This is a genomic window from Paenibacillus sp. GCM10027628 (genome assembly GCF_042676385.1).
Classification (GTDB): Bacteria; Bacillota; Bacilli; order Paenibacillales; family NBRC-103111; genus Paenibacillus_E.
Window position 1 is genome coordinate 59037 of record NZ_JBHTHA010000003.1, and the last position, 16402, is coordinate 75438.

Genomic DNA, 16402 nt, shown 5'->3' on the forward strand with positions numbered 1-16402 from the left:
TTGGAAATGTCCAAAACAATCATTCGCTTTGGCGTGATCGGCTGCGGGTTAATGGGGAAAGAGTTTGCCAGTGCGGCGTCCCGTTGGTGTCATCTCACACATGTTGATTTCGAACCGAAAATCGTCGCGGTTTGCGACGCCAATGCTGCAGCAAGTCAGTGGTTTCAAGAAAATGTCGCAAGTGTGGAAGCGGCTTATACGGATTACAAAGAACTGCTTGCTGATCCGTCCATAGACGCAATATATTGTGCCGTCCCGCATAATCTTCATGCGCAGATCTATATCGACATTATCGAATCAGGCAAGCATCTGCTTGGAGAAAAGCCGTTCGGCATCGATCAAGAGGCGAACCGTTCTATCCAAGAAGCCATGAAGAAAAATCCTAACGTCATTGTTCGATGCTCCTCTGAATTTCCGTTTTTCCCGGGAGCGCAGCAAATCTATCAATGGGTTCAAGAAAAGAAATTCGGTCGAATCATTGAAGTCGAAGCGGGTTTCTGGCATTCCAGCGATCTGGATCCAACAAAAACGATAAATTGGAAAAGGCGAATTGCAACGAATGGCGAATATGGCTGTATGGGGGATTTAGGCATGCATGTCCTGCATCTGCCGATGCGTTTCGGATGGAAGCCGAAGTCGGTAAGAGCGCTATTATCTAAAATTGTACCGGAACGGCCGGATGCACAAGGCACTTTGGTACCTTGCGAGACTTGGGACAATGCGATCCTGGCCTGCGATGTTGAAATGGAAGACCAGCAGTTCCCTATGGTTCTATCGACCAAACGTATCGCCCCGGGCCATGCGAATACATGGTTTATCCGGATTGCAGGGACGGAATTCTCTGCGGAATTTTCCACCAAAAATCCCAAGCAGGTCGCTTCCTTGCCTTATACAACGGGGGGCGTTCAAGCATGGCATGTGATGGATGCACCTTATAAATCGGCTTATGGTACGATTACCGGTGGTATTTTTGAGTTCGGTTTCTCGGATTCCATTCTCCAAATGTGGGCAGCCTTCTGTGATGAGCTTGCGCATGGCCATGAAACTCAGCAGCCTTTCCATTGCGCAACCCCCGAAGAAGCTGCTGACAGCCATAGAGTATTCACAGCTGCACTGGAATCTAACCGGACAGGACAGACTATTCCGATCAATTGGAGGGAATAACTTTGAGTCGTACCGATGCGGAAGTGATCGTGGCCGGACACATCTGTTTGGATATTATACCAACGATTTATGAGAAACAGTCGGGGATGGACGCCTTATTTGTACCAGGTAAACTGGTTGATATAGGTCCTGCCGTAATTTCGACGGGGGGCGCGGTTTCCAATACGGGGATAGCGCTCCACCGCCTGGGCAGCCGCGTTAAAATGATGGGGAAAGTCGGGGACGATCAGTTCGGCAACGCCATCCTGACGGTTTTGCGGCAGCATGGCTCTACGTTAGCCGATGGCATGATCGTGTCTCAAAATGAGCATAGCTCTTACTCCATCGTCATCAGCCCACCTCATGTGGATCGCACTTTCCTGCATTCAACCGGAGCCAACGATACATATTCGGCTGCAGACTTGAGTCCCGAACAACTGGAAGGAGCGCGCTTGTTTCATTTTGGATACCCGCCATTAATGCGGAAGATGTATGAGAATAACGGCGCTGAATTGGCTCTATTATTGAAAAAAGCTAAGGACAGCGGGTTGACCGTATCCCTCGATTTGGCGAAGCCGGACCCGGAGTCGGATGCGGGGAAAGCCGATTGGCGGGCGATATTTGAACAAACGCTCCCATATGTGGATGTGTTTATGCCCAGTTTCGAGGAAATTCTCTATATGCTGGAACGAGAGCGCTATCATCAGTTGTTGAAAGAGGCTCCTTCAGGAGACTTGCTGCCCTACGCTAGCGGAACGTTGTTATCCGATCTCTCCGATCAGTTACTGAAAATGGGAGCGGCTATCGTGGCGCTTAAATTAGGTGAACACGGCTTTTATGTCCGCACGACTTCGGATGAAGGCCGTCTATCTGCAATGGGACTTTGCGCTCCTGCTCCGGAACTCCGCGCCAACTGGCTCAATTGCGAATTCATTACTTCCTGCTACGAGGTAGTTGTGAAGGGAACCACTGGAGCCGGCGATTGTACGATTGCAGGCTTTCTATATGGCTTCATGCAAGGCTTGCCCATGGAGGAAACGCTTCATGCTGCAGTAGCGGTTGGTGCATTCAATGTGGAACAGGCCGATGCGACTAGCGGCATTCCCCATTGGTCGGACGTTCTCAGCCGAATTGGCAGGGGATGGGCCAAGCGGGAGATGAAGCTTGAAATAACGGATTGGACGCTGAATGAACAGCAGCTGTGGGTAGGACCGCATCATAAATTGCAGGAGACGGGAAGGGATGCCGGATGAAAAGAAGTGAAGTCAGCCAGGCTCAGAAGCAGACGGCGGCGATTTTAAAGGCCAGCGGTATTGTTCTGACTGCGCATGAAATCGGACATATTGAAGTCGCCGGGTTCGGGCTCGGCCAGCTTGAAATTCAGGGGTTGCAGCTCGTTACGTATGTCAATACAGACCGATATTGCGCCAAAGAATTAGTCTTGTTCCCGAATCAGACTTGCCCCGAGCATTTGCACCCGCCCGTAGGCGGTGAGCCTGGCAAAATGGAAACGTTCCGCTGCAGGGCAGGGAAAGTGTTTTTGTATGTGGAGGGAGAAGCGGCTCCGTCGATCCAAGCGAGCTTGCCGGCGGGCAGCGAAGCTTACTACACGGTATTTCATGAAATAGCTTTACTGCCGGGAGAGCAGTACACGATCCAGCCTGGCGTTAAGCACTGGTTTCAGGCCTGCGATGAGGGAGCGGTCGTTTCCGAGTTTTCCAGTATGAGCCGGGACGAGTATGATATTTTTTCGGATCCGCGAATTGAGCGGATGCCGGTCATTCGGGAAGATGAGTAGGGCCAGGTGAGATGAATCTCTACGGTAAAGAATGGACGAGACGCGAATTGGAAGCGCGAGTAGGCCGGATCGAGCAAATTGCCGGTATACGGCGATTCATGGGCGTCGAAGGGAATGAAGCAGGTGTTGAGCAGATTCAGGTTCGCACGGGAGCGGGGCTTAGTTATTACGTAACGCCGACCAAGGGACTAGACATCTCTCTGGCCGAGTACCACGGCGCGTCGATCAGCTGGCAATCCGGTAACGGGGACGCGCATCCTCATTATTATGAGCCGCAGGACAACGGCTGGTTGAGAACGGCATCGGGTGGCCTGTTAATGACCTGCGGATTGATGCAAGTCGGCTCCCCATGCGAAGACGAAGACGAGAGGCTCGGGCTGCATGGCCGGGTGCACCATACGCCGGCGAAACAGGTAGCAGCGGAAAGCAGCTGGCACGAAGATGAGATGGAAATGCGCATTTCCGGCGTTGTCGAGGAAACGGCCATTTTCGGCGGTCATCTACGGATGACGAGGCAGATCCGCAGCCGCTTGGGGCAGAACACCATCCATATTCAGGATGAGGTGCGGAATATGGGCTTTCAGTGTTGTCCGCATATGATGCTGTATCATTTCAACTTCGGTTTCCCTTTGTTAAGCGAAGAAACAACGGTCAAGTTCCATTCAACACAGGTGAAAGCGCGCGAGCGTGAAATGCCGATCGAAGGATATGAAGCTTGGCAGGCCCCGGATGCCGGTTATCGAGAGCGTGTTTACTATCATGACAGCAACGAGAAACCATGGGTGCAAATTGAGAACCCGAATTTTCCGTTCCATTCAGGCAGGGGAAAAGTGCGGGTTTCGCTGCAATGGTCGGCAGAGACGCTGCCAAGGCTCATCCAATGGAAAATGCCGGGAGCCGGCACACATGTGCTGGGCATTGAGCCTGCGAATTGCCTCGTTGAAGGCAGACGGAAAGAGCGTGAGTGGGGATCGCTCTTCTTCCTGGAACCGGGGCAAACCGTTAACTATGAAATCAGGTTGAACCTTGAATGAGATGTTGGGATAATAGAGACATCGAAGAAAGAACTGGGGGTTCTCATGCCGCATCATCAACTGAACCAACGCCAACAGCAAATACTGGACCGGATGGCGCCAGACGGCGAGGTGAAAATCGCCGAGCTGAAAGAAATGTTCCAAGTAACCGAAATGACCCTCCGTAGGGACATGGAGAAGCTGGAACAATGGGGCTATATACGCCGTACGTTTGGCGGCGCGATTTTGCTGGGCAAAGATATCGCTCTGCATGAGCGGACAAGCGTATTAATTGAAGAAAAAATGCGCATCGGCAAACGAGCGGCACAACTTGTGGAATCTGGAGATTCCATCTTTCTGGATGGCGGCTCGACGACGCTTCAGGTAGCGAAATATTTGCAGCCGGACCGGAATATCACCGTTGTCACCAATGCGCTGAATATTGCTGCCGAACTGCAAGGCAAGCGAATTCCGACGATTGTGATCGGGGGCGCAATGCTCGACAATACGTCAACCTTGGTTGGGCCTGTTGCCGCTAATGCCATCGCCAAAATGGCTTTCAACCGCGTGTTCATCGGGACTACGGGGGTGACCGTCAGGCATGGCTTCAGCAACTCGAACATGCATGAGGCGGAAATCAAGCAGTTGGCGATCGAACGGGCGGCGGAAGTGAACATCGTCCTGGACGTAACCAAGTTCGGCAGACAGGATCTGTTTTCATTTGCCCCACTGAACGCCGCTCATCGTATCATTACGGATGGTCTTCCCGATGAGGAGCTAGGCATTGCCTTGAAGGAAGCATCTGTAGAAATCTTGATAGGCTCATGAATGATAATCCCTTTTGGAACGGAAAAATAGGCAGCGAACGGCATATTTTACAATAGATTGTTGCTTCTGTTTGTCAAAGTAATCTTCACATAGATCTACATACATTTCTTTACGAGTTAAAAGATAAAACGCAATCCGTAACATAGCATGGGCCACATTTATTGCTGCTCGTTTTTTACCTTTTCGAGCAGCTGTACGTCTATACATCGCTCCGAGAAAGTTCTTTGATGCAGCAACGGAATGGGCTGCTTCAACGTTGGTGAGGGTTTACATAGCCTTGAAGAGCAAGTTCAAGTTCTTCCTTTTTTCGCTTCAAGGTATAGCTTTTCCTATCTGAATTTGGATCTCCTTTCCTGTAGAAATTAGTATGCACGACTTGAAAAATAAAGTCTTAGACCCGCTGCTTAAATTGTGCTATCGTCACCCGTTAAATCCAGAACGTCTACGTCGATAATTTTGTCTCCGTATTCACTTTAATTCCAACTCCATAAACACATCCGCTCTTACATAGGGCATGGGACCGATCTGCTCAACAGGAACGTGCTTGAACCCCATCGATTCGTAAAGATGAACGGCGTTCGGTAGCTTGGTGCTGCTGCCCAAAAAGAGCGATGTTGCGCCAAGCCCGCGTGCGCTGTTAATGGCGGCATGGATGATTTTCCGTCCGTATCCGCGCCCCCGCAACTCGGGTGTAACGCTCATCTTCGAGAGCTCGAACACACCAGCCCCAGTTGGCACGAGTGCAACGCATCCAACGATCGAATTGCTGTCGCGTGCGATAAGTACGTCTCCTCCTCTGTTCACGATGTTCTCCACTGGGTTATCGAGGATTACCCGGTCCGCCTCTTCGATGGTGAAGATTCGGGAGATCCACTCCTCGTTAAGTGTTTTGAAGGCCCGAGCTTCTTCGGGCGTCTGCATCGAAGTGATCGTGAGCACTGTTTCAAGCATGCTATGTTTCCTCCTCTTGTAAAGGTTACTTTCACTGTAAAAAAAACCGGGTATTCGGAATTTATGGTGGAAATATCAATACCAAGCAGAGTTGTTTCTTCCGATTCACGAATAACGGGGGGCACTTTGAAGCTTGTAGAGGTTCGCTATGCGTCCACAATGAGGGCAAGCTAAAGGTGGAGAGTTCGTCACCACTTGTATTAGAAAATCAAATTCATTCTCACTAATCCTTAGTATGTTGAATTTCTTCAATGCATTTATGATGCAAGTCCCTTTTTTGTTTTCGAGTGAATAGTCAAAATACCACTTAATATAAAAGATAGCAACGAACCGGCAAAGCAAATAGCTGCAAAAATGCCTACGGCGGAAAAACCGTTAAAAGTCGCATAAATCAAGCCTGCGATCCAAGAGCCGAGTGTTGTCGCAGCGTACATGATCGAATTGGCCAAGCTTGAGATCGTGCCACGGATTGTCGGATTTAACGAATTCAGCAGTCCCAAAATCAGCGGAAATGCGATTCCCATATTAGCAAATATTAAAAAGTATACACCCTCGAAAGCCGAAACCGATGGAAGGTGAGGCAAAGCAATAAAACATGCAATAGAGACAAGAAAGCCCACAACCATCGTATTGAAACGGTTCAACATTTTGATCACATAAGCACCGCTAATGCTCCCGACCATATTTCCAAGACCAAGGAAAAACATCACGTACCCCACTTGATCAATCGAAAGGTGATAGCGGTCCGTCATCCATTTTCCAATGAAAGAAAAGGCAGCAAAGAATCCACATTGAAATAAGAAATGAGCCAGGAAAGATCTTCTCGCTATTCGGCTTGTCAATAGTGGGACGTATCTTCTAAATATAGGAATACTGCCTCTTTGGTCTTGATTCGGTTTCATTTCGGGAAAAACATAAAGGATGAATATCGCCACCAATAACGAGCTTGCACCGATTGTAAAAAAAGGATAAGACCAATGGGTTGCAGCAAGCAGGCTTCCAATAGGTATGCCGAACGCTTGGGAAGCAGCCAAGCCTGCCATTACGATTCCTGATACTTTGGCGATCTTTGGCGCAGGAAACAGAGCAGGAATGGATGCCCAGACTTGAGGCGCTGTAAATGCTGCACTGACTCCGGCTAAAAAACGGAATACAAACATCGACCAAAAACCTGTGGCAAAACCGCATAAAATGGTTGAAACCGAGAAGCAAACCATACCGGAAAGCATTACTTTTTTTCGATCCCATCCATCAGAAAGCGGTCCGGCAATCAGTGCAAACACGGCATAACCTAAAGCATAGGCTCCCACCATCCAACCGGAATACTCGGTCGAGATATGAAACAAACTCTGAAGAGTGGGGATGAGCGGAGAAATCAAAAATGTATCGGTACCGATCACAAACATGATGAGGAATAATAATGCTGTTAATTTTTTCATGCTATACTGCACCCTTCCTGTCATGAGATAAACAGCGAGTCATTGAAGCCATCACCGATCGTTTCATGGGCATGTCCTGCGGGCCTACCTGCCTTGCGCCTTATCGCCCCTTAATGTCATACAAGTGCTTGAGGCATGAGCGATGAGTTTACCGTTCTCGTCAGTAATATCGCATTGGATGAACCCGATGGTTTGTCCTCGCTTATACAGCGTAGCATGGGCCTTTATTTTGGCGTTCCACACAGGTCTAAAAAAGTTTACTTTCATCTCGATCGTGGTGAAGGTTTCGTCTTTTTGCAAGGTAGAGCCGTAGGCAATGCCCATGGCCATGTCGGCAAGAATGCCGATGATGCCGCCGTTGCATGTGCCTTGCGGATTCGCGTGGTGTTCCGAAGCCTGCATTTCATACGTGGCCTCGCCCTCTTCTACGCTAATTAGCTTCAGTCCCATAAGGCGCTCAACGGGAGACTGCTCCAATTCTCCGTTCAGCACTTTCCGATAATGCTCAAGAATGGTCATTTTGCATATTCACCTGCTACTTTCCTCTGTCTCTGAATCAAATTATTCATCACCAGCGCGATAATCACGATGAGGGTCCCTGCAAACTGCAACCTTCCGACTTCAACGCCCTGGAGGGCACTGATCGTGACTGTTGTAACAGGGACGATGTTCATAAATAGCATGCCGTTCTCCGGCTTCAAAATTTTATTGCCGACGTTCCATGTGAACACGGCAAGTACACCTGCGATCAAGATCATATACAGCAGTTCCGATCCTGCGCTTCCGATCCTCTCCGCGCTTGGCATCGTCAAGGCTCCAAAAACCGTTGCCGACAGCACGATTAAAATATTCATCAAGGATCCGAAGCACGTTGTCAAAGCGGTGTAGCGAAGCGGAGACCAGCCTGCAATTTGACTGGCACCCATCGTATAGACGACCCAGCATAGAGCACCAAGCATAATCAGCAGACTGGCGCCAATATGCTCTTTGGTTTGAACGATTAGGGAGGGATCTCCATTTGTTATGACTAGCAGTGCGCCTGAAAGCGCAATGAAAATTGAAATAAAAGTAGACGGCTTGGGTTTACTTTTATTCATAACCCAATTTACGCACGTCGTCATTAGTGGCATTAACGACATGATAACGGAGGCAATGATTGCGCCTGACGGTCCGCTGAGTTGTTGTCCGACAAAGGTAAGAAAACCGAAGCCGGAAAACCCAGCAGTGCCAAAAAACAATAACTTCCACGATTTCCCCTCCAATCGGAGAACGTTCTTCCCTTCGAAAACGATCAGCATTCCCAAAAGAATGAGGCCAGCCCATATGTAGCGAATCGTTGTGAAATAGAACGGATCGAGAACCTTCAAAGCAACTTGCATGACGGGAAACATACCTCCCCACGCCAGCACAGGAATCAAACAATAGGTGATACCCGTTAGTAAAGTGTTTCTGTTTATACTCAAAACCTTCTTTCTTGTGATATGCGGATTTTCCAGCGGACTTGATCAGAACCTCCTTTTTCCCATCATAAACGAAGGTGAGTAGAACAGATTTAAAGTTCTAGAACAGAAGGCGTGAGTTTCCGGTATAATAGAGACACATGCGCGAGTGTGTATTTGCGGGTTAATGGGCCTGGGGGCAAAACATATGAAAAAAACAGTTCTTTCAAGCGGATATGCAGGAAAACTGTTTGAACAAATCTATGACTATATTCTGGATCGGATCCGTCGAGGAGAATGGAAGCCGCATGAGAAGCTTCCCTCCATCCGCTCGCTGGCGATGGAATTCAATGTGCATCGACTGACGGTCTATAAAGCCTATCAGCTACTGAAGGAAAATCGGATCGTTGAAGCGAAGGACAAATCCGGCTATTATGTGAGACCGAACGGCAGTCTTCCTGCGGATTCGCTACATGATCCGATCATTTCCGCTTACGTGCATGAAAGCCATCTTTCTGAAATCCATCAGGTGCAAGCCGAATATGTACTGTCAAAATCGCTGCTCGACCCGAACCTGCTCCCTAATCTTTATTTTTCGGAATATGTGAAGCAAGTGTTCGATTTGTATCCCAAAATGCTCGGCACCTACTTTACCGCGCAAGGAGACCAGGAGCTGCGGGATGCTTTGTGCCGTTACTTCACCGATTGCCACCGGTTTCACTTGTCTGCAGACGAATTGTTGATCACTTGCGGATCGCAGGAGGCCATGGATTTGGTTGCCAGAGCACTGGTCAAGCCGAGAGATGCCGTTATGTTGGAGCGTCCTACCTACAGCACGGCGATTGATATTTTCAGAAGACAAGGCGCAGCTATCGTTCCGGTCGAGATCCACCCGTACGGCTACGATCTGGAGCAGGTGGAGAAGCTGATGCAAGCCTACAAGCCGCGGCTGTTTTATCTAAATCCCACCATTCAAAGTCCAACAGGCTATATCGTGCCCGCCGAACAAAGGAAAAGGCTCGTTGAGCTTGCCGAGCGGTATCAATGTCTGCTATTAGAGGACGATCCTTACCGCGACATTTATTTTGGCGAAGAGCCGCCACTGCCTCTTTTTGCTTACGATACGGCAGGATGGGTCATTTATCTTCGCAGCTTCAGCAAATATATCGCTCCCGGCCTCGGCATCGCCATCGTTGCGTGCCGCCCTTCCATCATGAACTACCTGATAAAAGCCAAATTGTTGTCGGACAGCGGGACGCCTTTGGTGAATCAGAAAATTTTTCTGCATTATTTTTTCTCCGAGCGGCTGCAGCAGCATATGGAGAAGCTTCGCATTGCGCTTGCGGTCCGCAAGGATATCGTAGAACAGGAATTGTCCGCTACCGACTGGCAGTGGAACTCCCCAGCAGGCGGATTCAACTTATGGGTGAAGCTTCCGGAAACGGTGGAGGTTGAACGTTTACTCAGTACATGCATCAAGCAATCAATCACCTTTGTGCCCGGAGCGATTTGCGATCCGCTCAAGGAGTACAAATCATGGATACGCCTCAGCTATTCCTATCTGAATGAGCAGCTATTGCGAGAAGGCATCCGGAGGCTTATTGAATTGGCAGACGGGGACAGCGGTTCATCTAAGAGACAATAACAATTTTCACCTTGCATAAAAAGAGGAACCATATACGCTTATAAAGCACCTTACAGTGGACAATAACGAAAAACGATAGTAAATAAATAAACGAAAACCAGTCTAACACTTTATTTTAGTGTTTTGACTGGTTTTTGTTTTTTAGTATTGAACAGTCATTTATTTTCTTTGTAGTTCCGTTTCTGCGCATAGTTTGAATACTGACTTTTGTGCCGGAATAAGCAGTTTTCGAACTATGCAGCGCCTGGAAAACTCATTATTGTGAAGGTGTGAGCAGCAGCAGCGACTACAGACAGGAAGGAGTATCATGCGTATGGGTTTCGTCAGGGAGATTACCAGGAATCGTCAGCTTTATGTACTAGCCGTTCCGGGGATCATCTTTTTAGCTATCTTCTCCTATATCCCCATGCTGGGTCACTTGATTGCGTTTCAACACTTTCAACCCGTAAAAGGCATTTGGGGAAGCCGATGGGTAGGGCTAGACAATTTCAAGTTTTTTTTCGGAGGGCACGATTGGGTGCGGGTTACGCTCAATACGGTGTTTCTGAACTTGTTGTTTCTTGTTTTCGGCATCGGGACTGCCATCGTCTTGGCTATTTTAATTAATGAAATCAGGTCCACGGTCATCAAGAAAATGAGTCAATCGCTTATTTTTCTTCCTTATTTTATCTCTTGGCTCGTTGTAAGCTTAATGATGCTTGCTTTTATGAGCACGGACGGCTTGGTGAACAACTGGTTGAAGAATATCGGGATGGATTCGGTTAACTGGTATCAAAGTGTGCAACTGTGGCCATTTCTTTTGACGCTGGTTTACATCTGGAAGTTTTCCGGCTACTATTCGATTATCTTTTTAGCAGCTATCGTGGGCATTTCATCCGAGTATTACGAATCGGCGAAGATCGATGGGGCAACCCGGTTTCAGCAAATCATTCATATTACGGTGCCTTCGATTCGATCGGTGATCGTTGTGCTGATGCTGCTCGGTGTCGGACGTATTTTCTTCGGAGATTTCGGTATGATATACGGCATTATCGGGGATAACTCGATTCTGTATCCGACGACGGATGTGATCGATACGTATTCGTTCCGGGCGCTGCGCCAGTTGGGCAACTTCGGCATGTCCTCGGCCGTTGTATTCTATCAATCGCTGATGGGCCTCATCACTATTCTTATCTTCAACCGAATCGCCAAAAAAATTGATCCCGATTCCAGTCTTTTTTAGGAGGAGTATATGGAAGCAGCAGCAATGACATCACCTAAAAATAAGGCTCGAACACGCATCCAAACGGATACGTCCTGGCGTGAGAAAGCGTTCCTATGCCTCATTTACTTGTTCATTATCAGTTTCAGTCTCATTTGCGTCATTCCCTTCTGGATCGTCTTAGCGGATTCCTTCGCTTCCGAGTCCAGTTTTCTCCAGCTTGGTTACCAGATGCTTCCAAGTGAGTGGAGCCTGGCTGCCTACAAGTATTTGCTGCATGGAGGACAATTTCTCACAAGTTACAAAAATTCGCTAATTGTCACCAGTGTGGGAACGGTGCTTGCTGTCATCATGACCTCTATGTTTGCCTATGTGCTGGCGCATCCGAAAGTAAAGTACCGCCATGTGCTTTCCTTTTTAACGTATCTGGCGATGGTGCTTGGCGGGGGATTGGTCGGGTTTTACATCATGGTGACGAATTGGCTCCACTTGAAGGATTCGCTTTGGGCGCTGATCTTGCCATATTTACTGAACCCGTTCTATGCCTTCATTCTCGTTGCTTTCTATAAATCTCTGCCTTATGAGATTAACGAGGCGGCCACGATTGACGGGGCGGGGGACATCCGGCTTTTCTATAAGATCATTTTGCCGATTTCCACGCCGGTGATTGCTACGGTCTCGCTCTTTTATGCCATCCAGTATTGGAATGACTGGTATCTATCCCTGCTTTTCATTGACAACTACAAGCTGCATCCGTTGCAATTAATGATCCGCCAATTGATTTCGAATCTCAATGTTTCCGCTTACGTCGGCGGCGGGGCCAGTTACCAAGTATCCGCGCCCACAAGCGCTATTCAGCTGGCGACGGTTTGTCTGACGATCGGTCCGATCGTGTTTCTGTATCCTTTTCTGCAAAAGTATTTCGTGAAAGGCATTACCATTGGAGCTGTAAAAGGCTGACAACACGGCACGGCGGATTCACCCGAGACTCTCGGTATCATATACACACATAGGAGGTCGTAACAATGAGTACGAAAAAATGGACAGGTGCAGCGCTAAGCCTGATAATGCTGGCAAGTGTGCTCGCCGCATGCTCCAGCAATAAGGGTGCGGAGCCTTCAGCTACAAACGCGCCTAGCGCATCAATGGATGCCGCCGTAGGACAGAAAAAGCTTGATCCTGTCACGCTGAAAATCATGGTGCCCGGCGATCGCCCCAAAGATTTTGACGCTGTCATCCAAGAAGCGGAAAAAAGAATGGCCGATTCCTTAAACGTGAAATTGGACGTCGTTTTCGTTCCTTGGGCGGATCTTGCTCAGAAAACGCAGGTCACCTTGTCTTCCGGCGAAGACATCGATCTGATCTTCGATGCGCCTTGGCTGCACCTTACCCAGCAAATTGCGGCTGGCAGCTATGAGCCTTTGGACGATCTGCTCAAGAAGTACGGGCCGAACATTCTCAAAAACCGTCCGCAGCAGATGTGGGATGCGAACAAATTCGACGGAAAAATCATGGGAATCCCTAACGGCAATTCATTTGTTCAGGGACGTGTTTATTACGTGAGGAAAGATCTTCGCGAACAGCTCGGCATTGCTCCAATCAAAACGTATGATGAATTAATCAAATTTGCCTATGCGGTAAAGGATAAGGTGCCGAACATCACACCGCTTGTTCCGGCAGGCCAAGATGTGAACAAAGGGTTGTCGGAAGGCGCTTATCGCCATTATTGGGCGGATAATAAGGAGAATTTGAAACCGAGCCCGGCGCTCTCCGAATCGCTCACTTTGTATACGAAAAATAACGATGGCAAAGTATACAATCTATTTGATCAGATGGAGCCGATGGTTTGGTCATGGATTCAAAATGCCCGCAACCTGTATCAAGATAAAATCATCACCCCGGATGTGCTGGCCATCAAGGATGTTATGGAGCCGGCCAAGCAAGGGAAAGCCGCCATAGTTGTCAGCAATGATTTTGGCGTGAAAGACGATATCCAGAAGGCACTGAAAGGCGGAAATCCTAAAGCGGAATTTGAAGCGGTCACGTTCATGAATCTGAACAAAGGCTCAACCCTGACGAACTCGCAGCAATACAATTTTATCTCGGTTCCTGTTGTCAGCAAGCATAAGGAGCGGGCCATTCAATTCCTGGATTGGGCGAACCAGAAGGAAAACTATGATTTATTAGTGTATGGCATTAAGGATAAGAACTGGGAAGCGATTGGGGATGACCAGTATACGTTTAAAGGCGACGGCTATAAATGGTTCCCTTATGTCTGGGTTTGGAATCCGACGACAGACCGCCAGGATGCCAGTCAGGACGAAGAGACCAAGAAGCTGAACAAGTGGACGGCGGATGCCAGCAATTTTGCAGTCGACAAGCTTTCCGGGTTTACCTTCAACAATGCTTCGGTCAGTAATGAGATTTCCCAGTACACTGCGATTGAAGCCAAATATTATTCCGCCTTGTTCAACGGCGTTGTCGATCCCGAGTCGTATTGGGCCAAATTTAAAGCGGAAGCGGCACCTTTAGCCAAAAAAATTCAGCTCGAAGAGCAAAAGCAAATTGATGCTTTTCTGGCCAAAAAGTAAAAACCAAACCTCATAATCAATAATCGAACCTCACATCTGCCGATATTTGTGCTTTAATAAATAGGGACAAGAGACGATGAAGGGGAATTCAGATGCGGAGATTACTGCCAGAACAAACATACCTTCGAAATTTTTTGAATATGGGAATTTTATTTACGATTATTATCCTGTTGTTCTCCTATTTATTAAGGCAGCAATATTCCAATCAGGCTTATGCGGATATCAATCAATTGATGGAAACGAAGACCGACAGCCTGACTCAAGGCTTTGAGTATCAATTGGATCATCTTCGCTCTTACGCTTTAAATATGTACCAGGATCCTGAAATTACGAATTGGCTGATGTCGGGTACGAATGAACCTTTGCCTGCGGCAGCGGCATTTAAAGCAGTTTCTAAATTTATGAGCTTGCAGTCATTCATCTCTTCGACCTATTTGGTGAATATGAAGACGCAGCAGGTGATTAATTCCAAGGATGGGATTCATACGTTTGCGGATTTTGAGGATCAGGATATGCTGGACCGCATCCGGAACCATCCTCCTGCAATGTTGAGGTTTTTCGATCATACGCTGAATGGCCAATCTTACTTGGCGTTAACGGCTCCTGCGAACCGTTCGAAAATTCCCAGCCAAGGGTATGTCGTGATTTTGCTTGATAAAAGCCTTTTGGAAAAATATTTGCTGCAAAATCTGAACGATGCGACCGCGAGAATTATGATTATGGACGGGGAGCAGCATGCCATTCTTGGGGGTTCCGATACGTTCGATGCCAAGCAATTGCTCCAGCCGGGTATGAAAAATCATCAAATCAATCTGAACAATAATGTGTACCTGATTCATGCTCATGCGTTTAAAGTGGAGGATTGGAAGCTCTACTCTACGGTTAAATTGAAAGACATCAGCAAAAATATCGATCGCATCGAGCTCGAAATCATGGGAATGTGCTTGTTTCTGCTCGTCTTGCTTTCCGCGCTGACGTTTTGGAACTCGCGCCGCCATTTCAAGCCGTTTAGCCAGCTCGCCAGCCATATGAAACAAACCGTTGCTTCCGCCTTGCCTGCGGCCGAGACGAAGCCGAACACAGAGTTCGCGATCATCAAGTCGGGCCTTGATCATATGGTCAAAACGATGGAAGAAATGAACAGTGTGATTCGTAACCATCAGGAAGTGATCAAGCATGAATTTTTGCGGCAATGGCTGCTGCAGGGCGCGTACAATAAGGCTTTTCTGGAAAAAGCAAGCCCTCGTTTGCAAGCGCTGCTCGGCTCCGATATTTATTTGGCGGTCATGCGAATTAATCGCTTCCAGACGTTCTCGGATCGTTATTCGTATGCCTCCAGAAAACTGCTGATTTATGCCATGGGCAATATCGTGGAAGAGGTTCTAACGAAGCATGGCTTCGTGTCCGAGACGGTCGACCTGGGAAGCGACCATTTGGCCGTCATCATTGGTAGCGGCACGGATGACGCAACGCCACTACAGGCCTTGTATGAAGCAAGGGCGGAAATCAGCAATTGGCTGCAGTTCCACGTCACCGTATCGCTCAGCGGGAAGACGCCCGTGCAGAGCCAAATGCGCAGCGTGTACGATCGTACTTATGACCTGACGCTGCTCCGGTTTTTCAATGAGCAGGATAAAGTGTACGTGGCGGATGACTTGGGCGATTATTGGCCGGAACAGCAGCCGGATTTTGATGAAAAGCTGGTGCAAGAACTGATCCAATCCGTGCGCAAGTCGCAGAAGGAGAAGGCGCGCGAGCAATTGGATGGGCTGTTCGCCAAGCTGCAAAACCTGACCTACGCGGAGTGCCAGTTCCAATTGAAGCTGCTGCTGTTCTATATGTTCAAGGCGTTCAACAAAGTGATGGCGGATCAAGAGACAGGCGGCGTAGATTTGCTCCTTCAGAAATTCGATACGCTAATGGATGTGAAGGAGTGGATTTACGGCCAGTTTGTCAAAATTATCGACAGCGTTGCGCTCAAACATTCGACTTCCAACCGGAAGGAAGAATTGGCATCGGAAATTTTCGATTATGTAAAGCAGCATCTTCACGACCCTATGCTGACTCTGGAAAGTATAGCGGATTATTTGGTGCTTTCCGTCAGTTATGTCCGGTTGGTTTTTAAAGAAACGTATCTGATTACCTTATCCGATTTCATTCATCAAGAGCGATTGGAGCAAGCGAAACAGCTGCTCGTCTCTACCGATTGGCCGGTGCTCGATATTGCTGAACGTTCCGGGTTTCAATCGAAAACGACATTCTTTACTTCCTTTAAAAAATACACAGGGTTAACGCCAAACCAATACCGCGAGCAAAATGGCGAATGATCGTTGTAGAACCTATGGAGGTGTATT

The 16402-nt window shown here is 48.2% G+C and carries 14 protein-coding genes; 10 read left to right on the top strand and 4 right to left on the bottom strand.

Annotated features, from left to right (window positions below; genetic code table 11):
• The first annotated feature begins 6 nt into the window (after positions 1 to 6).
• The 5 genes from ACFQZT_RS07250 to ACFQZT_RS07270 are packed head-to-tail and all read left to right on the top strand — an operon-like array spanning position 7 to position 4782.
• Positions 7 to 1164, top strand: coding sequence for a Gfo/Idh/MocA family protein (locus ACFQZT_RS07250; protein ID WP_379298133.1), 1158 nt, complete (start codon positions 7 to 9; stop codon positions 1162 to 1164).
• A 2-nt stretch (positions 1165 to 1166) separates the two neighbouring features.
• The gene (locus tag ACFQZT_RS07255) at positions 1167 to 2396 is read left to right on the top strand and encodes a carbohydrate kinase family protein (RefSeq protein ID WP_379298135.1); all 1230 of its coding nucleotides are present in this window, start codon (positions 1167 to 1169) and stop codon (positions 2394 to 2396) included.
• Positions 2393 to 2941 (top strand): D-lyxose/D-mannose family sugar isomerase, encoded by a 549-nt coding sequence (locus ACFQZT_RS07260; protein WP_379298136.1) that lies wholly within the window; start codon positions 2393 to 2395, stop codon positions 2939 to 2941. Before ACFQZT_RS07255 ends, ACFQZT_RS07260 begins: the two co-directional genes overlap by 4 nt.
• An 11-nt stretch (positions 2942 to 2952) precedes the next feature.
• Complete coding sequence (locus ACFQZT_RS07265) at positions 2953 to 3975, top strand: aldose 1-epimerase family protein (protein ID WP_379298137.1); 1023 nt, start codon at positions 2953 to 2955, stop codon at positions 3973 to 3975.
• Between the two features lie 45 nt (positions 3976 to 4020).
• Positions 4021 to 4782 (top strand): DeoR/GlpR family DNA-binding transcription regulator, encoded by a 762-nt coding sequence (locus ACFQZT_RS07270; protein WP_379298139.1) that lies wholly within the window; start codon positions 4021 to 4023, stop codon positions 4780 to 4782.
• 468 nt (positions 4783 to 5250) lie between these two features.
• On the opposite strand, the gene ACFQZT_RS07275 is transcribed toward ACFQZT_RS07270, so the two are convergent.
• The 4 genes from ACFQZT_RS07275 to ACFQZT_RS07290 all read right to left on the bottom strand — a co-directional run bounded on the left by ACFQZT_RS07275 (position 5251) and on the right by ACFQZT_RS07290 (position 8635).
• Positions 5251 to 5733: a GNAT family N-acetyltransferase gene (locus tag ACFQZT_RS07275; RefSeq protein ID WP_379298141.1), complete on the bottom strand. Its 483-nt coding sequence runs from the start codon at positions 5731 to 5733 to the stop codon at positions 5251 to 5253.
• A gap of 257 nt (positions 5734 to 5990) precedes the next feature.
• A complete protein-coding gene (locus tag ACFQZT_RS07280) occupies positions 5991 to 7172 on the bottom strand; it encodes an MFS transporter (RefSeq protein WP_379298143.1) in 1182 nt (393 codons plus the stop codon).
• A gap of 84 nt (positions 7173 to 7256) precedes the next feature.
• Positions 7257 to 7691, bottom strand: a complete 435-nt coding sequence (locus tag ACFQZT_RS07285; RefSeq protein ID WP_379298145.1) for a PaaI family thioesterase — start codon at positions 7689 to 7691, stop codon at positions 7257 to 7259.
• Complete coding sequence (locus ACFQZT_RS07290) at positions 7688 to 8635, bottom strand: DMT family transporter (RefSeq protein ID WP_379298147.1); 948 nt, start codon at positions 8633 to 8635, stop codon at positions 7688 to 7690. Before ACFQZT_RS07290 ends, ACFQZT_RS07285 begins: the two co-directional genes overlap by 4 nt.
• A gap of 184 nt (positions 8636 to 8819) precedes the next feature.
• On the opposite strand from ACFQZT_RS07290, the gene ACFQZT_RS07295 reads away from it, so the two are divergent.
• The 5 genes from ACFQZT_RS07295 (at position 8820) to ACFQZT_RS07315 (ending at position 16375) form a co-directional block, all read left to right on the top strand.
• Entirely contained in the window at positions 8820 to 10256 is a 1437-nt protein-coding gene (locus ACFQZT_RS07295) for an aminotransferase-like domain-containing protein (protein ID WP_379298149.1), read from the top strand.
• A gap of 313 nt (positions 10257 to 10569) precedes the next feature.
• Positions 10570 to 11478 (top strand): ABC transporter permease, encoded by a 909-nt coding sequence (locus ACFQZT_RS07300; protein WP_379298151.1) that lies wholly within the window; start codon positions 10570 to 10572, stop codon positions 11476 to 11478.
• Between the two features lie 9 nt (positions 11479 to 11487).
• Positions 11488 to 12417, top strand: a complete 930-nt coding sequence (locus tag ACFQZT_RS07305; protein ID WP_379298153.1) for a carbohydrate ABC transporter permease — start codon at positions 11488 to 11490, stop codon at positions 12415 to 12417.
• A 65-nt stretch (positions 12418 to 12482) separates the two neighbouring features.
• Positions 12483 to 14048 carry a DUF3502 domain-containing protein gene (locus ACFQZT_RS07310; protein WP_379298155.1) on the top strand — a complete coding sequence of 522 codons (1566 nt, stop codon included), beginning with the start codon at positions 12483 to 12485 and terminating at the stop codon, positions 14046 to 14048.
• A 92-nt stretch (positions 14049 to 14140) separates the two neighbouring features.
• A complete protein-coding gene (locus tag ACFQZT_RS07315) occupies positions 14141 to 16375 on the top strand; it encodes a helix-turn-helix domain-containing protein (RefSeq protein ID WP_379298157.1) in 2235 nt (744 codons plus the stop codon).
• Positions 16376 to 16402: the final 27 nt, after the last annotated feature.